The organism is Alcaligenes sp. AB3 (genome assembly GCF_031844565.1).
GTDB lineage: Bacteria > Pseudomonadota > Gammaproteobacteria > Burkholderiales > Burkholderiaceae_B > Alcaligenes > Alcaligenes faecalis.
Map to the genome: position 1 here is coordinate 480,439 of NZ_JAUZVM010000003.1, position 23,055 is coordinate 503,493.

The window sequence follows — 23,055 nt, forward strand, 5'->3', positions numbered from 1 at the left end:
CGAACTATTGTCTGCTTGGCGCATGAGCTATTGGCGAGATAGCAGTTTTTTTAGGCGATAAACGCTTCTGAACTGAGCGCTGGTCCGTTTTCAGCTCCTTGGCTAGCTGTCACACAGGATCAAATCCTCTTTCAAGTGAATACGAAGTAGCAAAAAAAACCGGCCAGAGCAGGTGCACAACACCTATCCTGGCCGGTTTTCTGCCTGCAAGTATCAAGCCTCAGGCGCAAGAGTGCTTAACGAATCTGCTCCGCCACCATGAATCCGGACGCTCCCGCCAAGCCGGGGCCGGGGTGAGTAGACGCACCGATGTGATAGACGTTCTTGTACGGTGTGGCGTGGGACCGGGCACCGTTACTGGCGGCGAAGGGGCGCATCCAGAAGAACTGGTCGGGGGAGCAAATGCCCGAGTACGGGTCGCCGCCCACCAAGTTGCAGTTGATGGATTCCAGGTCCGCCGGTGACAGTACCTTCTGGCCCACGATTTGCTGACGCAAACCGGGCATGACGCCTTCCAGTTGATCGATGATGCGTTCGGCCACGGCCTTGCTGACTTCTTCAGTCCATTTGCCGTCGGCAGGAACATCAATCTTGCCGGCGGCATCGCCGCGTAGTTTGGACGGCATGTCCTGCATCTGCATCCACAGAATCCATTTGCCTTCCGGCGCACGGCTGGGGTCCAAAGAGCAAGGCTGGCCGATAGCCACGGTGAACTTGGCGGGGATCAGGCCATTATTGGCTTGAGCCACACTCATGCTGACGTCTTCCAGGCTGTCGGACAAGTGCAGCAACGGTACTTTCAGCAGCTCCTGATCACTCCAGTTAGGCATGCTGTCCAGCGCCAGATGAATTTGCATATCACCACGGCCGAAGCGGTAGGCATTGGCTTGCTCACGTACCTGGGCGGGCGCGCCCGGCAACAGACGACCATAGAGCTGTGGCGGCGTGACGTTGCACACGACATGGCTGGCTTCGTAGACTTGGCCACCGGCACGCACGCCACGGGCTTTTTGTCCTTCCAGCACAATTTCTTCTACTTCGGTGTTCAGTTGAATACGGCCACCGGCCTTTTCAATAATGGCGCATAGCGCACGCACCAGATTCTGGCCACCGCCTTTCACCACCGGCATGCCACCGGCCACCACGGCGGCAAAGGTCAGCTTGCCGATCAAGGCCGAGCAGGCATCGTCAGGGCCCAGGCCCGAGTGCAAGACCCAGGGAGCCATCATGCCGCGCACGCGGTCATCTTTCAGTTCACGGTCTGCCCAGCGGCGGAAGGACTCCAGGGACTCACGTCCGTACTGAACCATGCCGTCCATGCGACGCTTGCGCCATTGCGAGAACAGCAGACCCAACAAGCCACGGCTATAAGGCTCGGTGCCCAGCAAGCCAAAGGTCAGGCCTGCATCGCGCTCGAACAATTGGCTGCACATGGCCCCGAAGGCATCGCCATCGCCGGCTTGCAGAGCATTGATACGTTGAATCGAATCGCCCACATCGTGACGCAGGGCCATGCCCTTGCCATCGCTGCCCACCACGCCGGTGGTATAGCCGTTTTCCAGAAACTCCACGCCCTGCGCGGCCAGATCGTCTTTCAGACGAGCGTAGGCAGCACCGGAAGTGAACAAGGGATACCAGGACGACAGCAGCTCATGAGTAAAACCGGGGAACAGCTCCTCGGTACGGATACACCCACCCGCACGGTCGTTACGTTCCAGTACCAAGACCTGTTTACCCTTTTGCGCCAGCAAGGCGGCACATACCAGGGAGTTGATGCCACTGCCCACCACAATGACGGCATACGATTTTTTATTTGTTGAGTCTGTCATCCCACACCTTTTTTAAATTGCCCTGAACGGGGTCAGGGCTTGTGAACCCGCAGCAAGAAACAGGTGTTCACAAGCCCTGGACCTCTTTTACCGCACTTTTTGATTTATGAGCCAGACGACTGCGCCTGCCAGCGTTCAAACCAGTGACGGGGCGACTTGCCCTGCTCTGGCCCGAGCACGGAAAAGCCACCGTCCACGGGTAGATCAATCCCTGTCATCCAGGAAGCCGCGCCCGACACGGCAAACAAGACCACCTGAGCCACTTCTTCGCCGGAACCGACTCGGCCCAAAGGATGAACCTGCGCCCCCACCTGATTGGCCAGCTCACGCGAACCACCGCTCATGCGTTCGACGGACGGCGACCAGGTCCAGGCGGGCGAAACTGTCAACACCCGAATCCCCGAAGGCGCCAATTCCACGGCCAAGCTTTTGGTGAACTGGAGAATGGCCGCTTTGGAAGCCGGGTACAGCGCACGTCCGGCCACGCCGAATTTGCCGCCCGTACTGCCCATATTGATGATGACCCCGCCCTGCCCCATATGCGGCGTGGCTTTCTGGGCCAGAATCGCGCTGGAGATCAGATTCACATCCAGCGTCTGATGCCACAGCTCCCGGCTGGAGGCCAGACCTTCGTCCCCATAGGAACAGGCATTGTTCACCACAATGTCGATACGCCCGGTTTGTGCCAGGGCCGCCTGCACGCAGGCATCCAGCTGCGCATCGTCACAAATATTGGCGGCCATGAACTGGGCCTTGCCCACGGCCTGCAAACGCGCCTCGGTACGCTGGCCTTCTTCCTGGCTGCGACCCACAATCAGCACCCACGCACCGGCGGCACACAAAGCCAGGGCGATATCCGCCCCCAGCCCTTGTGTGGACCCGGTCACGATGGCGACCTTACCCTGTAAATTCACCTTCATGTCCTGCTGCATGTGCTTCTCCTACTGTGCTTGTGGCGCGCCAAAGACGGCTGCCCAATCTTCATCCCGATCAATATGAGCAATCAGGCTCATGCTGGCCAGGGAGGCTTCATGCGTGGCGGGCGGTGCGCCGCAGGCGCTGGCCACCACAGCCACTTCATAGCCCATATCCACCGCATGGCGCACCGTGCTTTCCACCACGGAATGGGTGGCGACACCGGCAATCACCAGACGCTCCACGCCCAAACGACGCACTACCGGCTCCAGCGCGGAACCGAAGAACGCATTGATGCGCGTGTGATGGACTTCAAATTCGTTGGGCAAGGGAGCCAGCCCGTCAAAGAACTGGGCTCCCCAACTGCCGGTCTGCATGGCACCGATGCGTTTCACATTGTGCAGAATCGGTGCATTGCACAGCAGATCGGCATAGTCAGGCCGATAGCCCACCCGCACATGCACAATGGGCACGCCCTGTGCGCGAGCCTGCGCCAGCAAACGGCCTGCAGCCTCAATCAAGGCCTGACGCTGAGGGCTGTTGGCCTCTACCCCCACACGGATCAGGCCATCAGCGTGCAGGACATCGTTTTGATAATGCAGGGCCAGCAAGGCTGTGTGATGGGCTGCCGACATTAGATGTACACCTGAATCGCGCCGTGAACCGCGTCACGATCCACCAGGTTCACCTGTTTCATGCGCAGCTTCCAGCCACCGCCTTCCTGGGCTTGCAGCTTGTGAATCAGGCTGCCCACGCGGTAGACCGGATCTTTACCGCGCCATTCCATGGAATGGAAGCTGGAGCGCACCACCAGATAGCCTTCCGGATCGGTGCCGTCGATCATCACATTGCCCAGCACGCGGCAGGACTGGGTAATCGGCTGCTGGGACCAGTTACGGTGGTTTTCCAGACGACGAATACGCAGTTCACGCAGCAGCTTGTTTTCCCAGCACAGGGAAATGTGCTCGTAAGGGCTTTCCTGGTCGTAGCTATGAGGAATCCAGTACATGCCCTCCTCGGTCCACAGATCCAGCCATGCTTGCCAACGGCGCTCGTCCAGCAGACGAGCTTCGTGGTAGATGAACTGCTCCACTTCGCGGATGGCTTCCAGGCTCAGCGTCACAGGTGTGACCTGATCCACGCTGACGTCAAAATCAATATCAAACAACATAAGAATTCTCCTTGGCTCGGACAGCAGCCCGCTTAAGCCTGTGTTGCTGGGGCGATAGGCTCACCAGAAGCCGAACGCACCGTGGCTTTACCACTGTCTTCCGACTGCGCCGGCGCGTCGTACAGGCTGGTGGTCATGAAATGCTTCCAGGCGCGGAACTGGTTGCGCATGGGCAGTTCACTGGTGCCGTTGGTGGCCACCATGCCGCCTTCGATAGGCTTGTCGGTGCCGTCGTAGCGGTGCATGCTGACCCATTCGCCGCCCTTGGTCTTGTTGCCTTCCTGGCAACGGCCATAGACTTCAATGTCGTCCGGCATCACGTTGGACGAAGGTGAGTTGATCAGGTTGGCGTACATCAGGCCACGCTTGTAAATATCGTCTGGTGCGCCCTTCAGGCGGAACAGCTGAATTTCCACGTGGGTGCGGTCCACCGCGACAGGGCGAATCACACGAAACTGCTGGAACACGGTGTGTGGCGAGCCACTGCCGTAAATAATGCTGTTGTGACGGTTCTCGCCCAGAATGTTCAGGGCTTTTTCTTCACCGTAGGCTTCTTTCAAGGTTTCGTAGTGCGCCTTGGTGATCGGATCGGTTTCGATGGCGCCGGGATTGAAAATGCCTTCCATGTAGCCATGGCCGTTATCAAAGGCGTACAGGTCCAGCTTTTCCCAGAAACCGTAAGGCTCGCCGTTACCGTCCATGATGTGCAGTTCCAGCGGCATGGAGCCGTAGTCTTCGGCCTGCTCGCGGGCAGCCACGTAGGACGACTCGTGCGTCACGTTGGCGTGCATGGTGTCGTGCAGGTTCTCGTAGAACACTTTCCAGTTGGAAGGCTGCCAGACTTTGAAGCTGCCACCGGCCACTTCCACTTCACCCACGGGCGAGCGATCGCACAGGTTGTCGATGGAAGTGATGATGGGGCCCAAAAACTCTTTCAGATCCGGGCCGTGGGCGCTTTGACAGGCGAACACAAAACCACGGTAGCTTTCCACACGAGCCACACGGCGCATGGAGAAGTCCGGGTGCTTGGGATCAAAGCAGGTGTTTTCCAGGCCGTTTTTCATCGGCGCGGCCAGGTGCTGACCGTCCAGCTTGAAGGTCCAGGCGTGGTAAGGGCAACGGAAAAACTTGCCGGCATTGCCACAGCCATCAGCCACCACTTTCGCGCCCTTGTGCGGGCAGCGGTTGTACAGCACGTACACCTTCTTGTCGCTGCCGCGCACCATGATGACGTCCTGCCCGCCCAACAAGGTGGTGTGGTAGTCGCCGGGATTAGACACCTGGCTGTCGTGGCCGATGTAGATCCAGGCACGGCCATAAATGCGCTCCATCTCCAGACGGAAGATCTCAGGGTCGGTATAGACCGATTTATGTACGCTGTCTCCCCGCACCAGTGCGGACAGCTGTTCGTTGCTATAGCTCATCATTACCTCCTTGCTGCCGGATGCTTGACACACCCTCTTTATGACTTTTCCATCTTGCACTGCGGTGCAAAATGATCCTGGAACTGCTCGAATACGGTGGACACAATCTTGTTGCTCATCTGGCCCTTTTCATTCGGGGCCACTTCACGCATGTAGTAGGTCTGAACCGGATACTGGTTGTTGTTAAAGGCAAAGGCGCCGCGTACGGATTCGAACGGTGCACTGCGCAAGGCTTTACGCAGGGCTTCGCGGTCGGTGGCGGCTTTGGGGTCCGCCTTCAAGGCACCGTCCAGCAACAAGGCGGCGTCGTAGCCCTGAGAGGCATACATGGAAGGCAGGCGTCCGTAGGTCTTTTCAAAATCCGCCACAAAGCGCTTATTGACCGGGTTATCCAGATCCGGCGACCACTGGGCGGCGTTGGCCATGCCCTTCATGGATTCACCAATCGCGGCGATCGTGTCCTGGTCGGCTGAGAAACCCGGGGTGTACACCGCCAGTTGCGAGGACAGGCCCGAGTTGATCAGTTGCTTGATAAAGGACACGCCCATGCCACCGGGCAGGAAGAAAAACACTGCATCCGCACCGGAAGCCCGCATTTGGGCCAGTTCGGCGGCGTAGTCCATCTGGCCGACCTTCACATAAACTTCATCGGCAATCTCGCCCTTGAACAGGCGCTTGAAGCCTTCAATGGATTCACGACCACCGGGATAGTTGGGGGCGATCAGATAGACTTTCTTGTGCGCCTGATCGGTCACATACTTGCCCATGGCGGCGGGAATATCCTCGTTCTGCCAGGACACGCTGAAGAAATTGGGGTGGCAACGCTCGCCCGCGTAATCGGCCGGGCCGGTGTTGGCGGAAATGTAGACCGTGTCACTGTTCAAAATCGTCGGCATCACGGGCAGCAGCACATTGGAAAAGGCCATGCCGGTAATCACATCGACCTTGTCGCGCTTGACCAGACGGTCCACGGCCTGACGGCCTTCCATCGGTTTTTGCTGATCGTCCAGCACCGTCAGGGCGACATCCACCCCGCCGAGCTTGCCGCCCGAGTGGTTCAGACCCAGCTCGAAACCATCACGGATTTCTGCGCCAATGGCCGCGCCGGGGCCGGACAAGGTGGTCAGCAAACCGACCTTGAATACTTCCTGACTGGATGCCGGGCTACAGGCCAGGGCCAAAGCCAGCGTGCTCATACAGAACGCCACTTGTTTTTTCATGTTTGTCTCCGTCCTCTGTCTTTCAAAAAACTGGACTTCAGTTCTGCCTGGGACCACCCCCAATACGCTAGAAGCTGTGTATCCCTCACGCCTGTGGTTTATGCGGCGCTTGTCCTGCAGGCCAGAGAAGACGGGCCCAAGGGACTACGTGAATACAGCAATTCCCAGTCGTATCCCAATCTGCTAAGGTGCCGGGTCAGGACTACTGTTTTAGGTTTGAAATACATTAGACCGGCGCAGAATGGGCGGCTATCCAGATACGGCAAGCCTTATCCCTAACCGGCAAAAATTTGGAGACACACATCATGCAAGCGTGGTTTATGTCAGGGCTGGCCCCCTTGCAACACAGTGCGCCGCGCTTTGAATCGCGCTGCCCGGATCAGACACGCAGCGAGACGGCCGGCTTTTTGACCGAGCACCGCCTGACCTGGAATGACGGCCCGGTCGATGCGTCCCTGCGCTATGCCAGCAGCCACAGCTTTTCCTTTGTCTTGCTGAAATATGGCGCGGCGGTGCAGGTCTCGCCGGGGATTCTGGAAGACTTTCTGCTGTTTCAGGTGCCAATACAGGGACGATCCTGTATTCGGGTTGGTCGGGAGTACGTCCAGGCCAACCCTAAAATTGCCAGCGTGATCTCCCCTTCCCTCCAGGTTGAACTGGATTGGGAACAGGGCTGTGAACAGTTTTTGGTGAAGATTCCGCGCCACCGACTGGAAGAAGTGGCCCGTCAAACCTTGGGCCTGAGCCTGGACAGGCCGATTGAGTTTGCCGCGGGCATGTCTCTGGATTCGCCGCACGGCTGTGCCTGGCAGCACCAGATTGGCAGCTTGCTGGCTTATGGCGGGCATTTGCCGCCGGAAATGGATCAGTGGTCGCGTCAGGCCGAGGACAATCTTTTGCTGCATCTGTTTCATACCCAGCCGGGTAACTACAGTCAGCAATTGCAGCAAAGCGTGCGCCCGGCCAGTTCGCGCCGGGTACAAAGAGCCGAGGATTTCATGCGGGCCAGTCTGGACGAAGCCCTGACGCTGGAGCAGATTGCCTCCGCCGCCTGTGCCAGTGTGCGCAGCCTGACCTTGGCCTTTCGCACCGAACGGGGGCTGAGCCCCATGCAGTTTTTAAAGCAGATTCGTCTGGAAGCGGCCCAGCAAGCCATACGCACCGCCACACCCGGCACCCAGGTCAGCGAGATTGCCTTGCGTTGCGGTTTCAACCATTTCGGCCGCTTCTGTGCAGACTACAAGTCCCGCTTCGGGCGTTCGCCCTCGCAGGACTTGCGTATCGTCGATTAGTCTTTCAAGGCCTTGCCGGGAACCCAGACACGGCCATCAAACAGACGGCGAGCGGTACGGTAGAAGGAGCCGGCCTTGGCAAACCACTGGCCGTCTTTCTTTTCCACTTCCGCACCTACTGTCAGTACGCCGGACGGCATGCCCAGACGCAGCGGGCCTTGGGGGGCAACCGAGTCGGACAGGCATTGCGACGGCAGGCTGCCCGTCAAACGAGCGGCCACAGCGGTACACAGCGAGATAGTCAGAGGCAAGGCGCGGTGCGGCTGGCCGTTGGAAATCACGCGGGCAACCAGATCAATCTCTTTGGCGGGAACCACCTCGCCGGACAAGGTGGGGTTGTCCTGTGCGGGCGACACGATGCAGACAAAGGGCACGATGCGAATCTGACGTGCCGCTTCCACATCGGGAGCAATGCCCATGCGCACCGAGGCCTGTACACGAATCGCGTCCAGACGCTCCAGTACTTCAGGGTGGGCTTCCAGCCAGTCGGGCAACTCCAGACCGGTCAGACCTACATCGGCCGCACGGACAAACACTGCTGCGTTGGCCGCGTCCACCAGCGACACTTCGATACGGCCTACGTCGGGCACATCCAGCCATTCGGTCAATTCACCGCTAGGCAGCAACGAGCCGGTAGAGGCACCGCCCGGTTCCACAAAGTCCAGACGGATAGGCGAACCTGTGCCACCTACGCCGGGAATGGACAGATCGCCGTCATAACGGGGCTGGCCATCTTCCACCGTGAAATGGGCGTGGATGATCTTGTTGGTATTGGTGTTCAGGATGCGTACACACGCTTCGCCATCCTCAACCTTGACCATGCCCTGCTCTACCGCATAAGGGCCCACAGCAGAACTCATATTGCCGCAGTTGCCGCGGTAATCCACCTTCTCTTCCTTGATCGCCACTTGCGCAAAGGTGTAGTCCACATCGGCGTCCGGATGGCTGGACGGGCCGATAATACAAACCTTGGACAAGGAGGAAACACCACCGCCCATACCGTCCAGTTGGCGACCGTAAGGGTCCGGCGTACCCATGGCGGCGGAAAACAGAGGCGTCCAGTCGTCGCGCTCGGCAGGCAGGTCTGCAATATTCAGCATCAAGGCTTTGCTGGTGCCACCACGCATGAACACGGCGGGAAGGGATTTTTGCTTCATCACGTTATTCCTGGTTCTTGGCTTGCGCCATTAAAGAAAATTGCGCCGTCTCCTCCATGGGTTCGGCGTGAGAGACAATCGGTTCACTAAAAGAATCTGATCGGGTCGTGCGCTGCTGTTGTCGTTCCAGCTGCTGCACTTTTTCCTCGCTGGCGTTGCCCAGATGGCGGGCCAGCAAGGCGGAGGCCTGGGCGCGTTCGCCCTTTTCCAGCAAGTCCAGAATCGCCAGATGCTCCAGACATTGGCGACGAATACGTTCCCGATCCAGCGTTTCCTGATACTCCAGCAAGCGCCGCAGCTGGTTCTGACGTGTCACGGTCTGGGCAATAAAGCGATTGCCGGACAAGGACGCCAAGGCTTCGTGGAAGGTGGCATTGGCCTGATACATCTCGGCATGTCCGGCGTGACGCCAGCCACCGTCGGCCAAGGCTTGCTGTTGCAGCCGCACTCGACGCAAGACGGTGGAGTCAATCGCAAAGCCGGGCAGCAGCATGGCAGCGGGTTCCAGCATCTGACGCAAGGTATAGCTTTCTTCGCAGGCCTGGGGGCCGTCAATCATGGGCAGAAAAGACCAGCCCTTGCTGGCGCGTTGCTCCATCCAGCCCTCATTGGCGGCACGCGCCAGAATGCGGCGCACACGCTCGCGCGTCAGGCCGTATCGACGCATGGCGTCGTTTTCCGACAAGGTGTCGCCCCAAATGCCCGAGAGCTTGTCGCGGGCCAGTTGCAAGTAGATCTGGTCGTCCTGGCTGGTGCCCAGCTCTTCTTCGATCACACCAAGCTGGTCGGCCCCTTTCAACAGATACAGGCCGCGCCGGGGCGGCTGCGCGCCCACAATGCCTTTTTCCGCCAGATAGGCCAGCGCCCCCCGTATGGGCGAGCGCGACGCACCCAGCGCTTCGGCCAGCGATTGTTCCGTCAAATGATGCCCGGCCTGCAAATGCCCTGCCCGCACGTAGTCCAGCAGGCGATGCGCCAAGGTGACATGCAAAGAATTAGATTGGCTTTTCATGCCGACATTCCTAAAAATCGAAGCGATCCCGGATCGTTTTATTGTATTATATACAAACAAAATACAATTTAATTGTTTTATCAAGGCTCCAGACGCATAATTTTATTGATTATTCTTGCTCAGGTTGGCCCTGCTTTCCTGGCTTCTTATTACGGATGAATCGTTTGCCATGTCTCAGTCTCTTGCCCTAGAAACGCTGTCCCTGAACGGACGTTCCGTACGTTACGTTCCTATCGCCGACATCCCCGGTATTGAAAAGCTGCCGTACTCGCTGCGCGTTCTGCTGGAAAACCTCTGTCGGCAGAAGGCCGTGCGTCACGCCGACGTGGATCAGGAAATTGATTCCCTGCTCCAGCGCAAAGTGGGCGACGGCATCACCTTCTACCCTGCCCGCGTATTTGGTCAGGACATTCTGGGTTTGGTGATGTTGCTGGACATGGCGGCCTTGCGCGAAGGCGTACAAGCAGCCGGTGGTGACGCCAGCCGCGTGCGCCCCCAAGTCCCTATTGACGTCATTATTGACCACTCCCTGCAAGTGGACAGCTGGGCCAACCCCAAGGCGGCCGACGTCAACCTGGCACGCGAATACCAACGTAACGGCGAGCGCTTTGCCTTCCTGCGCTGGTGTTCCAGCAACTTTGATGGCGTGAAAGTCGTGCCGCCCGGCAAAGGCATCATGCACCAATTGCACATCGAGCACATTGGTCAGGTTGTCTGGACCGAAGAAGGCCAGGACGTGGCTCTGGTCTACCCCGACAGCTGTGTGGGCACCGACAGCCACACGCCTATGGTTAACGGCCTGGGCATTCTGGGCTGGGGTGTGGGTGGTATTGAAGCCGAAGCCGTGATGGTGGGTCTGCCCGTAGCCATCGCCCTGCCTGCCGTGGTGGGTATCGAGCTGACCGGCAAGATGAATGACGGCGTACTGCCTACTGACCTGGTACTGGTCATCACGCAAAAACTGCGCGAACTGGGCGTGGTCGGCAAGTTTGTAGAGTTCTTCGGCCCCAGCGTGGACGAGCTGTCTCTGGGCGACCGCGGCATGATCGCCAATATGGCACCGGAGTACGGCGCCACCGCCGTGTTCTTCCCCATTGACGACGCCGCCCTGCACTACATGCACATGACAGGCCGTCCGCAAGAGCAGATTGATCTGGTCGAGCAATACAGCAAGGTTCAAAAGCTGTGGCGCGATCCGGCCGCTCCCGCTCCTGTTTACGACACCGTGCTGAAACTGGATCTGAGCAGCATCAAGCCTAGCCTGGCTGGCCCCAGCAATCCTGAAGATCACCTGGATCTGGATACCGCTGCCCAGTCCTTCCCCGCCCATCACCAGAAAATTGCTGGCCGTCCTTACGACCCGCAGCGTGCCGTACCCGTGGAAGGCGAGGACTTCGCTCTGAATGATGGCGATGTGGTCATTGCTGCCATTACCTCCTGTACCAATACCGCCAACCCCGCCAATATGATGGCCGCCGGTCTGCTGGCTCGCAACGCCGTGGCTCGTGGCCTGCGCAGCAAGCCCTGGGTCAAGACCTCGCTGGTACCGGGTAGCCAAGTAACCGCCGACGTGCTGGAACGCGCCCAACTGCAAGATGACCTGGACGTGCTGGGTTTCAACATTGCCGGTTTTGGCTGCACCACGTGTAACGGTGGTTCGGGACCGCTGCCTGCCAATATCGTCAATGCGATTGAATCGGAAAAGCTGATTGCTACTGCCGTGCTGTCGGGCAACCGCAACTTTGAAGGCCGTATTCACGCCAACGTACGCGCTGCTTACCTGGCATCGCCCGCTCTGGTCGTGGCCTACGCCCTGGCCGGCAACCTGAATGTGGACCTGACCCGCGACCCGCTGGGCAAAGACCAGGACGGTAAAGACGTCTACCTGAGCGACATCTGGCCCAAATCTGCCGAAGTGCAAGAAGCCATCCACGGCGCTTACGACCGCGACCTGTTCATCGAGCGCTACGCCGAGCTGTACGACGGTGGCGAGCCTTGGGACGCCCTGGCCCGCGAAAGCAATGGCGGCCACTACCCATGGGAAGCAGACAGCACCTACATTCGCAAACCGCCCTATTTTGACGGCTTGCAGCGCGAACCGGCTCCCGTCGCCAACCTGCGCGGCATGCGTCCGCTGGCGATTCTGGGTGACTCCATCACCACCGACCACATCTCGCCATCGGGTTCGATCAGCCTGGGCACACCGGCCGCTGACTTCCTGTTGTCCAAGGGTGTGGAGCAAAAAGACTTCAACAACTACACCACGCGTCGTGCCAACCACGAAGTGGTCAAACGTGCGACCTTCGCCAACATTCGTCTGCGCAACAAGATTGTTCCCGGCGTGGAAGGCGGTGTTACCAAGGTGATGCCTGAAGGCGAAGTGATGCGTATTTTTGAAGCGGCCCAGACCTATCAGGAGCGTCAGGTTCCCTTGCTGGTGATTGCTGGCAAGAACTACGGTTGCGGTTCTTCCCGCGACTCCGCCGCCAAGGGGCCTGCTTTGCTGGGTGTGAAGGCCGTGGTCGCAGAAGGCTTCGAGCGTATTCACCGCACCAACCTGGTCGGTATGGGTGTGCTGCCCCTGCAGTTCCAGGACGGCACCAACGCCGACACCCTGGGTCTGGACGGCACCGAAACCTTTGATGTGAAGGGCCTGGAAGAAAACCTGGGTGTGCGCTCACAAGCCGAACTGATCATCCACCGTCTGGATGGCAGCATCCAGTCCGTGCCGGTGATTGTGCGTCTGGATACGGTTGAGGATATGGAGTACTGGCGTCATGGCGGTATCCTGCCACGCGTCTGGCGCAAGTACCTGGAGAACTAAGCCTTTGCAGGCTTAGCTCATCCAGCTAGCGGTATCAAACGCCAGGGTTCACGCCCTGGCGTTCTTGTTTGGCCAGTCGCAACCAATGCTCGATGCGCCCCAAGGCGTAGCGTGCGCTTTGCTGCCGGATTTGATCGCGGTTACCGTCAAAAACAATGGTTTCGGTATAAATCACCAAAGGATCAAACCTGTCTTGAGGCTTGAACAGCCACGCGAAACACTGTGTTCCGGCGGGAATCTGTGGCTCGGCAATATCATCGGCCACGCCGGTGTTGGCAATAATCAGATTGGCAGGAGTCAATTCAGCCGCGCCCTTGGCCATGGCGCGGGCCACCGCCTCACTGCATAAATTGTTTGCCGACAACACGCTTTGGTCCACGCCCAGGCAGCGATACTTGGCCTGCGGTGAATACGTCACAAAAGCACAATCGAGCACAGCGGCCGCCCCTTTCTGATCGGCCAGAGTGGAAGCAATCAAACCCGCCGTACATGACTCGGCCGTTGCCAGCGTCAGTTTGGCATCGCTCATGGTTTTGACCAGGCTAGCCAGATCCACATCGTTCATGACAGACCCTCCTTATCAAGCAAACAAGGACGGTTTATTCAAACATAAAGAAAAACGACAGGAAACCAGCTTCAGGGTTCTCTCACCATCTGGAACATGCGCTTACGTATTAAGGAGCCAGCGCGGTTCAGTCCCCGAACAGGCTGGACATATCTGTTGCCTCCAGCCCCAGATTGCTGGCCAACTGATCAAAGCAGCGCAAGGCGGCTTCTATATCTTCGTCTGGAATCCCTTCAAACAAGGGAGCACGAGACTGGCGCAGCAGCTCCAGCAATCGTTCGTGAAAGTCGCGCCCTTTGTCGGTCAGGCACAAAAGGCGTGCACGCTTGTCCTGCTCGTCGGGCAGGCGCGCCAGCAGACCGCCGGACTCCAGTTGATCGATCAGGCGCACCAGCGTTGGTCCCTCCAGCCGCATCATGCGTGCCAGTTGTCCTTGCCGTATCGGTTCGCCCAATTGAGCCAGATAGCGGATAGGCAAAATGGTGGCCTCGGACACACCGTAACGCACTAGGGTCTGATCCAATTCACGACGGTAAAGGCGCGCCAGCACAATCATGGACAAGCCAAACCGTTCATAAAGTTGGTGATTCATCAGGAGGTCTCCACAGCACGAGGCATAGCATTAGGCGGGTAAGCATAAACCAGAATCGGTGCCGCTCCCTGCAAGGACTGGGCGACATCCATAATCGCCTGCATCAATACCGTATCGGTACACGACTGGCTGATACGCAGCAGTTGCTGGGCCAGTTCCACGGGCTGATGCTCAAACCCTTCCAGCAATTCACAGACCAGCACCACACAGGCTTGCTGCTCCGGCCCGCGTTTGGCGAGCCGCTTTAACGCGACCACTGCATGCCCCAGGTTGATCAAGGACAGCAAGCCATGGGGAGTCTGCTCTCCCATCCAGTGCCAGAGGCGCACCCATTGCCGCGCTACTCGCGCACGCCAGACCCGGAACAGGCGTGGACGCGAACGCTTGATCAGGGGATACAGTTCACGCACCACACGCCTTACCAAGGCTTGCCCACGAGGATGAGTACGGCGAGGCAGAAGGAAGAAGGCACTGCACACCACCGCGGAGCCCGCCAGCAAAGGCAAGGACTCCTTCATGATGACGGGCCAACTGACCGCCGCCATCCCGGCCTGACTGGCCAACTGGAAACACATATTCGCGTCCAAGGCCCAGGTCGAGGTAGGACGGTTGGCACGTAACAACCCGCCGATCACCAGAAAAGGAAGCACGGACAAAATGACCTGCCAGTCTTCGACCAGCTGCGGCTGGACGACGTAGCGATAAAAGCTGGCGACCAGAACACCCACCGCGATCCCGGTAAACATGGTTCGGCTCATCAATTGGGGACGCGGCATGGAACCCAGAATAATGGAGAAGGTACACACCCCAATCGCCATCAGCTCCAGCGCGGGGCTGGCCAAAGCGTAAGCCACGCCGCCTGCCGTGAATGCGGCCAAGCCACTGATCAGGCCAGTACGGATGGCCAGGGGCCAATCCACCGAGATGGCGGGCGTCGTCAGAACACGGTGCCGTTCAGGCTGCACCCGTTCAGCGAACAAGCCCTGCTCCGCTCTTTGTATTTGTCCCATTGCACGGCGCAAGCGCGCCAGGCTGATCTGCCCTTCTTGCCGCAAGGCTGTCTTGCCCAGCACCCGCAAGCTCAGACCATCCTGCAAACGCTGCGCCTGTTCCTGCAAGTCCTGTACATAATCCGCGGCTGGCGACAGGCCCCGCTCCCGTTGCTGGGCAATCAACGCGCTGGCGGCCAGAAGCTCGATCACGGCGTACAGGAACGCATCCACATAAGGCAGGCGTCGATAAGCATCCAGAGAACCCGCCGCCAGAATACGGGCTTGCGCATCCAGATCCACAATCTCCTGGCGAACACGAGTCCACGAACTCTGATCCGGCTGCTGATAAGACGGACCCAAAGCATGGGCAGCAATGCGCAAGGCATCCGCCGCCAGGACGCGCACCCGCTGGTAATAAGTCTTGCGTTGACTGCGCGGTGTGGTCCGGGAACAGAGCAAGGTGGTTACCAGTACCCCGATCAAGGTGCACTCCACCCGCGACAAGGCCAGATCCAATGACGCATCCGGAGCCAGCACCGAAGGCAAGACCACCACGCCAATCGTAATCCCCGCCAACATGGGCAAGTAGGAAAAGGCGCCCCGGAACACATGAGTCAAGGCCGAGGCCACCCCCACTACCAGCGCCATGCCCAGCAATTGCAAATAGGGATTGGGCAAATGCAAGAACGCCAGCCCCAGCCCTGCTCCCACCAAGGTTCCCAGAATCCGCCACAAGGCCCGTTCGTACACCAGCCCACGGTAGGCTTGAGACAAGACCCACACCGGCATGGCGGCCCAAAAAGGATTATCAACGGACAGCAGAACGGCGATTCCAAAGGATAGCCAGGCAGCCATGGCCATATTCAGACCATGTAAAAGCGCAGGCCGATCCAGCTGGATCCAGGGAGCAAAGGCAAACATAAGAAAAGGGAAACCAAACAGTAGCTAAAGCATGATTATATAGATAGCTTACCTACCTATTCAATTACAGACGGCTGAATGCCCTGTTCCTGCCGTTTCTATCCAGGCCCTCAGGCATGAGCCATGAGGTAAAAACATCCATCTCATGCTGCGGCGCAGCAGTTTCTCCGCATGCCTTCCAGCCTTTGATGGCTCAACAATCCACGCTCATTCATCCCTTGGTCAGTCACAAAATTTTTCATTGTTAGTTTTCATAAACTATCGCTGTCCAGGCATGGTCAAACCGTACGGCAGCGTTCTATGATGTTGGCAGCCTGATGGGCAGGTACCCTAAATCCTGCCTCTCACCCCGTTTTCTTGGCAGGAGTCTTTATGCAAAAGTGGCTGACACGCTACACCGCCTTCTACATCATCATTGGCCTGACCGCCCTTTTCTTGCTGCTTTCCTTGTTCAGAAGCGCAAGCTGGCTATGGCTGGCGATACCAGGGCTGGCCCTGTGCATTCAGGGCTTGGTGGACATCACTCAAACTCGTCACGCCATTCGTCGCAACTACCCGGTTATTGGCAATCTGCGCTTCATTTTTGAGGCCATTCGCCCGGAAATTCGCCAATACTTTCTGGAAGGCGATGAGCAACAACTGCCCTTCTCGCGGGCCGACCGCTCCCTGGTGTACCAGCGCGCCAAACAAGAAATCGACAAGCAGCCTTTTGGTACCCATCAGGAGGTCTATAACAATGGCTACGAGTGGATCAACCACTCCATGACCCCCAAGCACATCAAGGACTCGCAGTTCCGCATTGATGTAGGCGGGCCGGACTGTACCAAGCCTTATTCGCTGTCGGTGCTGAATATTTCAGCCATGAGTTTCGGGGCCTTGTCGGCCAATGCCATTCTGGCCCTGAACAAAGGTGCCAAGATGGGCAATTTTGCCCATGACACAGGCGAAGGCGGCATCAGTACCTATCACCTGCGCCACGGTGGCGATCTGATCTGGAATATTGGCTCGGGTTATTTTGGGTGCCGCGATGAACACGGCAACTTCTCGCCCGAACGCTTTGCCGAGCGCGCTACCCAGGATCACGTCAAGATGATTGAAATCAAGCTGTCGCAAGGGGCCAAACCCGGCCACGGCGGCATCTTGCCCGGCACCAAGGTTTCGCCTGAAATTGCCCTGGCGCGCGGTGTGCCAGAAGGCGTGGACTGCAACTCGCCAGCGAGCCATAGTGCTTTCCACTCCCCTGTAGAACTGCTGGAATTCGTGGCCAGGCTACGTACCTTGTCCGGTGGCAAACCCGTGGGCTTCAAGCTCTGTATCGGGCACCCCTGGGAATGGTTTGCCATTGCCAAAGCCATGCTGAAAACAGGCATTACACCGGACTTTATTGTGGTCGATGGTGCTGAAGGTGGTACAGGTGCCTCCCCCGTGGAGTTCATTGACCATGTCGGCACCCCCTTGCGCGAGGCGTTGCGCCTGGTTCATAACACGCTGGTGGGTATCGGTTTGCGCGAGCAAATCCGTCTGGGCGCCTCGGGCAAGATCATCAGCGCGTTTGATATGGCTCGCATCATGGCCCTGGGTGCCGACTGGTGCAATAGCGCACGCGGCTTCATGTTTGCCGTTGGCTGCATTCAGGCTCAAGCCTGTCATACCGACAAATGCCCGACCGGCGTGGCAACACAAGATCCGCAACGTCAAAAAGCCCTGGTGGTGGATGACAAATCCCTGCGCGTGGCCAGTTTCCACGGCAATACCTTGAAAGCGCTGGCGGAATTGCTGGGTGCTGCAGGCCTGGAACACCCGGACCAGCTGCGCCCTCACCATATTGCCCGTCGTATCAGCAATGGCGAAGTGCGCGTGATGTCGGCCCTGTTCCCGGATCTGAAAAAAGGCGAGCTCTTGCGCGGCCACTATCGTCAAACGATTTTCCGCGTGGGCTGGCCCATGGCCAACCCCGACTCCTTTGAACCGGCCTACAGCCTGAGCAAAGCCTTGTCGCACTTGAATGATGAAGCTGATCCTGAAGATATCGTGAAAAAACAGGATGCAGCTGACAGCGCAGGCCAAGCCCTGGCTTAACGCTGCAAGCGGCAGTCTCCCTAGTGGGACTGCCGCCGCGTCCCTACCCCCGCATCCACTTCCCCGTAAACTTCAACGCCCGACGGCCGACTCCAGCTGCTGTCATCGGAACGGTTCGGGCTTGAGCACGCCGCCAGTCCCAAGACCATGACCAAGGCGCTCAGCACCCCACCTATCTGTCGCATATCAAGCTCCTTGATGATAGGTGTCTACTGTGCCACAGAATCTGGGCAAACAAATTTCCATCTGTACTAGAATGCTCTGATCATGGTCAGGCACTGCGTATTCCCCTTCTCAGGTACTCGCAGCCGGTTTTTACTGGTGCTGGCAATCTGCGCCCTGTTTTTGCGTGGCCTGATCCCCAATGGCTACATGCCCAGCGCCGATCCGGCCAATGCGGCCGCGCTCAGTCTGTGCGTTCAGGGTGATCCCTTCCTGGCCCAATGGAGCAGCCAGCAGCTACCCAACGGCCCGCAGCACGACGAGCAACACAGCCTGCATGCGGCCTGTCTGTTCGCCCAGGCCCAGGCACAAAAAGCCCTGAATGATGATCCCGGCCCTGCCTGGAATCTGACACCTACACCACGATTTACCTGGGACACTGCCCAACAGGCGGCGGCTCCCGTTCTTCCCCTGACGGGCCCGCCCCTGAGTGCGCGCGGGCCTCCCTCCTCGCTCGTTTCCTGACCAGCCTCGGCTGCGCGGCGCAGCCACCCTATGTTGTCAATTAGCGGGATATTTCTATGAACGCCTCCTTCTCACGCCGCCAGCTGCTGCTTGCCATGCTGGCGACTCCTTTGGTCCTGAGCGCCTGCGGCGACAAGGCCCCCAAGCAGCCTGCCTTTCGTAATCTGGAAGGTGTGGACATGAGCAGTGCCGACTTTGCCAAGGATTTCAGCTTGCTCGATACCGAAGGTCAACGTCGCACCATGGCCGACTATCGCGGCAAGATCGTGCTGATCTTCTTTGGTTTCACTCAATGCCCCGACGTCTGCCCGACAGCACTGACCCGTGCCGTCGAGATCAAGGAACAGCTGGGCGAGGATGGCGACAAGCTGCAAGTCTTGTTTATCTCCATTGACCCGGAGCGCGATACGCCCGAACTGCTACGTGCCTACATGCAGGCTTTCGACCCCGGTTTTGTGGCCCTGCGTCCCACCGAAGAAGAGCTGGCCAAGACCGCCAGCGACTTCAAAGTCTTCTACCAAAAGGTTCCTACCGGCTCCAGCTACACCATGGACCACAGCGCCTTGACCTATGTGTACGACACGCAAGGCAAGTTGCAGATCGCCCTGCGTCACACGCAAACGGCTGAAGAGGCCGTGGCTGATATCCGCCAGGTACTGGCTTTGAGCAAGTGAACCTCAACAGGATTACCAACATGAAACGTACTATTGCTAGCTCTCTTTTCTCCCTGGCCGCCTTGCTGAGTCTGCCCACCCTGGCCCAGGCCGAAGTCACCGTGACCGATCCCTGGGTCCGCGCCACGGTTCCCGGCCAGCAAGCCACCGGCGCCTTCATGGTGCTGCAATCCACTGACAACGCTCAGTTGCTGGGTGCCAGCAGCAGCCTGAGCAAACAGGTGGAAGTGCACGAAATGGCCATGGAAAATGAAGTCATGCGCATGCGCCAGGTCGAAAAAATCGACCTGCCCGCTGGCAAGGCTGTGGAACTGAAGCCCGGTGGTTACCACATCATGCTGCTGGGTCTGGACAAGCAGGTTGAGGCAGGCAGCTCCGTGGATCTCACCCTGGAAATCCAGAACGCCGCCGGTCAGAAGGAAGAGCTGAAAATCAGCGCGCCGGTCCGTGCCTTGAACACCAAGGCTGGCCAGGGTCACCAGGGCGCACACGGCCACTAAAGCCATGTCTCCTGCCCCTTCAAGCCGCCTGTTTAAACGGTTTGAAGGGCTTTGTTTCAGACTTCCGGGTTTTCCATAATTGGCTGGTTTTGATTAGCTAACGTACATTGAAACCACTGACATAGTGTCAGTAAGCTGTCTGAAACACAGCTTTCCCAAACTGTCATCATGACAGTTCACCGCCGCCAGAGCGGCCCATAGGCCCTACCGCAACGGTAGGGCCTTCGTGTTTCTGGCGCAGTCTCCTTGCCTATCACTAGGCCCTTGCCCAGGTCTGGAGTAAAGTTAAGACCGTAGCGTCGGTTTAACCTTGCAAGGAGTACATAGATGGCCTTAAGTCCACATGACAACAATCGCTCTGAGTTGCTACGTCAACTGCCCCTGAAACCTGGATGGTTTATCGGCTTGGGCATTGCCCTGATCATTTTGGGTCTGATCGCCTTGATCTACGTGGTTGGCGCCACGGTTGCCAGCGTGGTGTATGTCGGCATCCTGATGAGCATAGGCGGCGTGCTGCATCTGGCTCATGCATGGAGTTCCAAAGGCTGGCGCGGCTTTCTGTTCTGGAGCCTGAGCGGTATTTTGTACTTGTTCGCCGGTCTGATTGCCATTAGCAACCCCTTGGTAGGTGCCACCGTCCTGACTCTGATTTTTGGCGCCTTCCTGATTGCCTCCGGCGCATTCCGACTCTGGATCTGGTTCCAGAATCGGGCCCAGGCAGGCGGCGGCTGGATGGCTTTCTCCGGCCTGATTACACTGGCAGCCGGTTTGATCATTGCGGCAGGCTGGCCCGGCAATAGCGTATGGATTCTGGGACTAATCCTGGGTATTGACTTGCTGACACAAGGTTGGGCCAGCTTGTTGATTGGTATGGCGATCAAGCGCAATCAGAACTGAACCATCGGCCAGAATCAAACCACTGCCTGGCTTGATCTCCGCCGATTCAATCACTACAAATGGCTCCAAAAAAATTGCCCGACCAGAAACTGATTCTGGTCGGGCATTTTGCTATTTTGATCTCTAGCACTGGGCTTTGGTCCTGCTCCCAGGCTCCTGAGTCTGATACTCAAACCGAACGGGAGAAGCCGTAAAATCGCGTACTAGGCTTCCAGTTTCGGTAAAGCCTGATCCCGTCCCCGCAACCAGGGCTGACGCGTATGAGCCAGCATCTGCGCATCGCCCGGGCTATCGCCATACGCCATATCCAGTGCGACGGGTTTATCCCCCAGCCAAGCCTGAAGACGATTGACCTTCTCTTGTCCCCAGCAATTTGCACTGGCCATGCCCACACAACCTTTTTGCTCATCAAAGGCCAGCTCTGTCGCCAGCACCTGAGCCATCCCCTGTGCCTTTGCCCAAGGCTGCAAATAAATGGACGGCGAGGCGCTGACCAGCACCACCGTATCGCCCCGCTCCCGGTGGGCCCGGACCCGTTCCATCATTTCAGGGCGGACTATCTGCGGCACGTAATCCCGCACATAGGTGTCCGCCAACACCTGAACCTGCTCCCGGCTCAAACCACCCAAGGCACTGCGCAAAAACCGATGCTTGATCGCCTGTCGACGCTGCGGACCGCGATCCCACACCAAGACACGGGGCACACACGCTAAATAGGCACGAAAACAGACCGGCCAACCTCGCATGCGACGTATGAAGTCCTGCAGGCTGTCTCGGTCTGTAATCGTGCCATCAAAATCAAATGCGACCAGCACAGGCGCCTCTTTGGTTTTCAGAAAAAGGGCTAGTGTAAAGGGGAACACCGGCCCTTCCCAAGTACAGCCTTACAAGGCCCAGCCACCCAGGTAGAACACGGCCAAAGCCAGTGCAATCAAAACGGTACCCACATTCAGGCGGCGCAATTCGCCGGCGAACAGACGGCCCAGTACCAGCGTGCAGAAACCCAGCATGATGCCCGTGACGATATTGACGGTCAGCACGATGAACACGGCACACACCAGACCCGCCATGGTATCGACCGTATCGTCGGTATTCAGATGGCGCACACCGCCGAGCATCAGCAAGCCCACGTACATCAGGGCAGGCGCAGTCGCATAGGAAGGCACCAGGCCAGCCAAAGGCGACAGGAAGATCAGCATCAAAAAGCCCAGACCGACCACCACGGCCGTCAGGCCAGTACGGCCACCTGCTGCCGTCCCCGCTGCGGATTCAATATAGGCCGCGGCAGGCGAGGCGCCCAAACTGGCCGAGACCAAGGAGCTGAGCGAGTCCGTCGTCAGGGCACGGCTGCCATTGATAATCTGGCCATCCTTGTCCAATTGCCCGGCGTTGCCCGCCACCGCACGAATCGTGCCGGTAGCATCAAACACCGCCGTCATCACCAACGCCAGCACGCTGGGCAAGACCACGGCATTCAGGGCCCCGCCTATATCCATTGCGCCGATCAAGGAGTTCTCGCCCAGCAGGCTTGGCATGGCAAACAAGCCGGTAAAGCGCACATTGGGATCGAAGATCAGACCCACCGCGGACAGGCCCAGAATCACCAGCAAGATACCGCCCGTGACGCGACGGCGCTCCAGGCCAAAAATGGCTGCCAAACCCAGCACGCTCAGCCATACCGGCATGGACGTGACATCCCCCAAGGCAACCGGCAGACCGGCGCCGGTATTGCGGGTGACCAGGCCCACCTCGTTGGAGGCGATCATCAGCAGGAACAGGCCAATCCCGATACCCGTGCCATGCGCAATGCCCAAAGGCAGATTGCGCAAAATCCAGGTGCGAATCCCGGTGGCGGAAATCAAGGTAAAGATCAGGCCCATCAGGAACACGGCCCCCAAAGCGACCGCCGGGCTAAGTTGCTGCCCGAGCACCAGGTCAAAGGCCAAAAATGCGGTCAAGGACAAGGCACAGCCCACTGCAATCGGCAGATTCGCCCATAGCCCCATCAGCAAAGAGCCAAAGGCACTGGTCAGACACACGGCCACAAAAACCGACGAGGTATCAAAGCCCGCCTTGCCAAGCATGGAGGGCACCACAAAGACGGAATACACCATTGCCAGAAAGGTAGTCAGCCCCGCCAGGACTTCCTGGCGCAAGGAGCTGCCGCGCTCTTTATAAGCAAAATGTTTTTGCAACCAACCGCCAGCAACCGGAGGGACCAGGGCCTCCTGCCCTGGCCGCAATGCGGATTCTTGCTCAGCCATACTTCATGCTCCTTTATCAGTATTGTGATGTCTGAAACGG

General features: G+C 58.3%; 21 protein-coding genes. 7 read left to right on the top strand and 14 right to left on the bottom strand.

Annotated features, from left to right (window positions below; all coding sequences use genetic code 11):
* Nucleotides 1–236: 236 nt before the first annotated feature.
* From Q9R35_RS09705 to Q9R35_RS09730, 6 genes are all read right to left on the bottom strand, one after another.
* Entirely contained in the window at nucleotides 237–1,829 is a 1,593-nt protein-coding gene (locus tag Q9R35_RS09705) for an NAD(P)/FAD-dependent oxidoreductase (protein ID WP_042488951.1), read from the bottom strand.
* Nucleotides 1,830–1,933: 104 nt separating this feature from the next.
* Nucleotides 1,934–2,761 (bottom strand): SDR family oxidoreductase, encoded by an 828-nt coding sequence (locus Q9R35_RS09710; protein WP_042488955.1) that lies wholly within the window; start codon nucleotides 2,759–2,761, stop codon nucleotides 1,934–1,936.
* Nucleotides 2,762–2,770: 9 nt separating this feature from the next.
* On the bottom strand, nucleotides 2,771–3,379 hold the full coding sequence (locus tag Q9R35_RS09715; RefSeq protein ID WP_042488957.1) for a cysteine hydrolase family protein: 609 nt from the start codon (nucleotides 3,377–3,379) through the stop codon (nucleotides 2,771–2,773).
* On the bottom strand, nucleotides 3,379–3,915 hold the full coding sequence (locus Q9R35_RS09720; protein WP_042488959.1) for an aromatic-ring-hydroxylating dioxygenase subunit beta: 537 nt from the start codon (nucleotides 3,913–3,915) through the stop codon (nucleotides 3,379–3,381). Before Q9R35_RS09720 ends, Q9R35_RS09715 begins: the two co-directional genes overlap by 1 nt.
* Before the next feature lie 32 nt (nucleotides 3,916–3,947).
* Nucleotides 3,948–5,339 carry an aromatic ring-hydroxylating dioxygenase subunit alpha gene (locus Q9R35_RS09725; protein WP_311219768.1) on the bottom strand — a complete coding sequence of 464 codons (1,392 nt, stop codon included), beginning with the start codon at nucleotides 5,337–5,339 and terminating at the stop codon, nucleotides 3,948–3,950.
* A 38-nt stretch (nucleotides 5,340–5,377) separates the two neighbouring features.
* Entirely contained in the window at nucleotides 5,378–6,559 is a 1,182-nt protein-coding gene (locus Q9R35_RS09730) for an ABC transporter substrate-binding protein (RefSeq protein ID WP_109089491.1), read from the bottom strand.
* Nucleotides 6,560–6,864: 305 nt separating this feature from the next.
* Here Q9R35_RS09730 and Q9R35_RS09735 point away from each other — a divergent pair, with 305 nt between their 5' ends.
* A complete protein-coding gene (locus Q9R35_RS09735) occupies nucleotides 6,865–7,851 on the top strand; it encodes an AraC family transcriptional regulator (protein ID WP_042488968.1) in 987 nt (328 codons plus the stop codon).
* On the opposite strand, the gene Q9R35_RS09740 is transcribed toward Q9R35_RS09735, so the two are convergent.
* On the bottom strand, nucleotides 7,848–9,008 hold the full coding sequence (locus tag Q9R35_RS09740) for a PrpF domain-containing protein (protein WP_311219769.1): 1,161 nt from the start codon (nucleotides 9,006–9,008) through the stop codon (nucleotides 7,848–7,850). The two genes, Q9R35_RS09735 and Q9R35_RS09740, sit on opposite strands and share 4 nt — an antisense overlap.
* A 4-nt stretch (nucleotides 9,009–9,012) precedes the next feature.
* Nucleotides 9,013–10,020: a GntR family transcriptional regulator gene (locus tag Q9R35_RS09745; protein ID WP_045931666.1), complete on the bottom strand. Its 1,008-nt coding sequence runs from the start codon at nucleotides 10,018–10,020 to the stop codon at nucleotides 9,013–9,015.
* Nucleotides 10,021–10,189: 169 nt separating this feature from the next.
* On the opposite strand from Q9R35_RS09745, the gene acnA reads away from it, so the two are divergent.
* The gene (gene acnA / locus Q9R35_RS09750; protein ID WP_252606267.1) at nucleotides 10,190–12,844 is read left to right on the top strand and encodes an aconitate hydratase AcnA; all 2,655 of its coding nucleotides are present in this window, start codon (nucleotides 10,190–10,192) and stop codon (nucleotides 12,842–12,844) included.
* A gap of 34 nt (nucleotides 12,845–12,878) precedes the next feature.
* Here the strand turns inward: acnA and Q9R35_RS09755 are convergent, their stop codons facing one another.
* From Q9R35_RS09755 to Q9R35_RS09765, 3 genes are all read right to left on the bottom strand, one after another.
* Nucleotides 12,879–13,409 (bottom strand): CinA family protein, encoded by a 531-nt coding sequence (locus tag Q9R35_RS09755; protein ID WP_063693217.1) that lies wholly within the window; start codon nucleotides 13,407–13,409, stop codon nucleotides 12,879–12,881.
* A 127-nt stretch (nucleotides 13,410–13,536) separates the two neighbouring features.
* A complete protein-coding gene (locus Q9R35_RS09760) occupies nucleotides 13,537–14,001 on the bottom strand; it encodes a MarR family winged helix-turn-helix transcriptional regulator (RefSeq protein WP_042488983.1) in 465 nt (154 codons plus the stop codon).
* A complete protein-coding gene (locus Q9R35_RS09765; protein ID WP_252606266.1) occupies nucleotides 14,001–15,914 on the bottom strand; it encodes an FUSC family protein in 1,914 nt (637 codons plus the stop codon). Before Q9R35_RS09765 ends, Q9R35_RS09760 begins: the two co-directional genes overlap by 1 nt.
* Before the next feature lie 372 nt (nucleotides 15,915–16,286).
* On the opposite strand from Q9R35_RS09765, the gene Q9R35_RS09770 reads away from it, so the two are divergent.
* On the top strand, nucleotides 16,287–17,993 hold the full coding sequence (locus Q9R35_RS09770) for an FMN-binding glutamate synthase family protein (RefSeq protein WP_042488989.1): 1,707 nt from the start codon (nucleotides 16,287–16,289) through the stop codon (nucleotides 17,991–17,993).
* Between the two features lie 20 nt (nucleotides 17,994–18,013).
* On the opposite strand, the gene Q9R35_RS09775 is transcribed toward Q9R35_RS09770, so the two are convergent.
* Complete coding sequence (locus tag Q9R35_RS09775; RefSeq protein ID WP_162090095.1) at nucleotides 18,014–18,178, bottom strand: hypothetical protein; 165 nt, start codon at nucleotides 18,176–18,178, stop codon at nucleotides 18,014–18,016.
* A gap of 136 nt (nucleotides 18,179–18,314) precedes the next feature.
* Here Q9R35_RS09775 and Q9R35_RS09780 point away from each other — a divergent pair, with 136 nt between their 5' ends.
* The 4 genes from Q9R35_RS09780 (at nucleotide 18,315) to Q9R35_RS09795 (ending at nucleotide 20,751) form a co-directional block, all read left to right on the top strand.
* Nucleotides 18,315–18,680 carry a hypothetical protein gene (locus tag Q9R35_RS09780; RefSeq protein ID WP_311219770.1) on the top strand — a complete coding sequence of 122 codons (366 nt, stop codon included), beginning with the start codon at nucleotides 18,315–18,317 and terminating at the stop codon, nucleotides 18,678–18,680.
* Nucleotides 18,681–18,736: 56 nt separating this feature from the next.
* Nucleotides 18,737–19,354 (top strand): SCO family protein, encoded by a 618-nt coding sequence (locus Q9R35_RS09785; protein ID WP_042488995.1) that lies wholly within the window; start codon nucleotides 18,737–18,739, stop codon nucleotides 19,352–19,354.
* A 20-nt stretch (nucleotides 19,355–19,374) separates the two neighbouring features.
* Complete coding sequence (locus Q9R35_RS09790) at nucleotides 19,375–19,854, top strand: copper chaperone PCu(A)C (RefSeq protein ID WP_197314271.1); 480 nt, start codon at nucleotides 19,375–19,377, stop codon at nucleotides 19,852–19,854.
* Between the two features lie 327 nt (nucleotides 19,855–20,181).
* Nucleotides 20,182–20,751 (top strand): HdeD family acid-resistance protein, encoded by a 570-nt coding sequence (locus Q9R35_RS09795; protein ID WP_042489001.1) that lies wholly within the window; start codon nucleotides 20,182–20,184, stop codon nucleotides 20,749–20,751.
* A gap of 203 nt (nucleotides 20,752–20,954) precedes the next feature.
* On the opposite strand, the gene Q9R35_RS09800 is transcribed toward Q9R35_RS09795, so the two are convergent.
* Entirely contained in the window at nucleotides 20,955–21,566 is a 612-nt protein-coding gene (locus Q9R35_RS09800) for an HAD-IB family hydrolase (protein WP_253248645.1), read from the bottom strand.
* Between the two features lie 69 nt (nucleotides 21,567–21,635).
* Complete coding sequence (locus Q9R35_RS09805; RefSeq protein ID WP_045931673.1) at nucleotides 21,636–23,015, bottom strand: NCS2 family permease; 1,380 nt, start codon at nucleotides 23,013–23,015, stop codon at nucleotides 21,636–21,638.
* Between the last annotated feature and the right edge of the window lie 40 nt (nucleotides 23,016–23,055).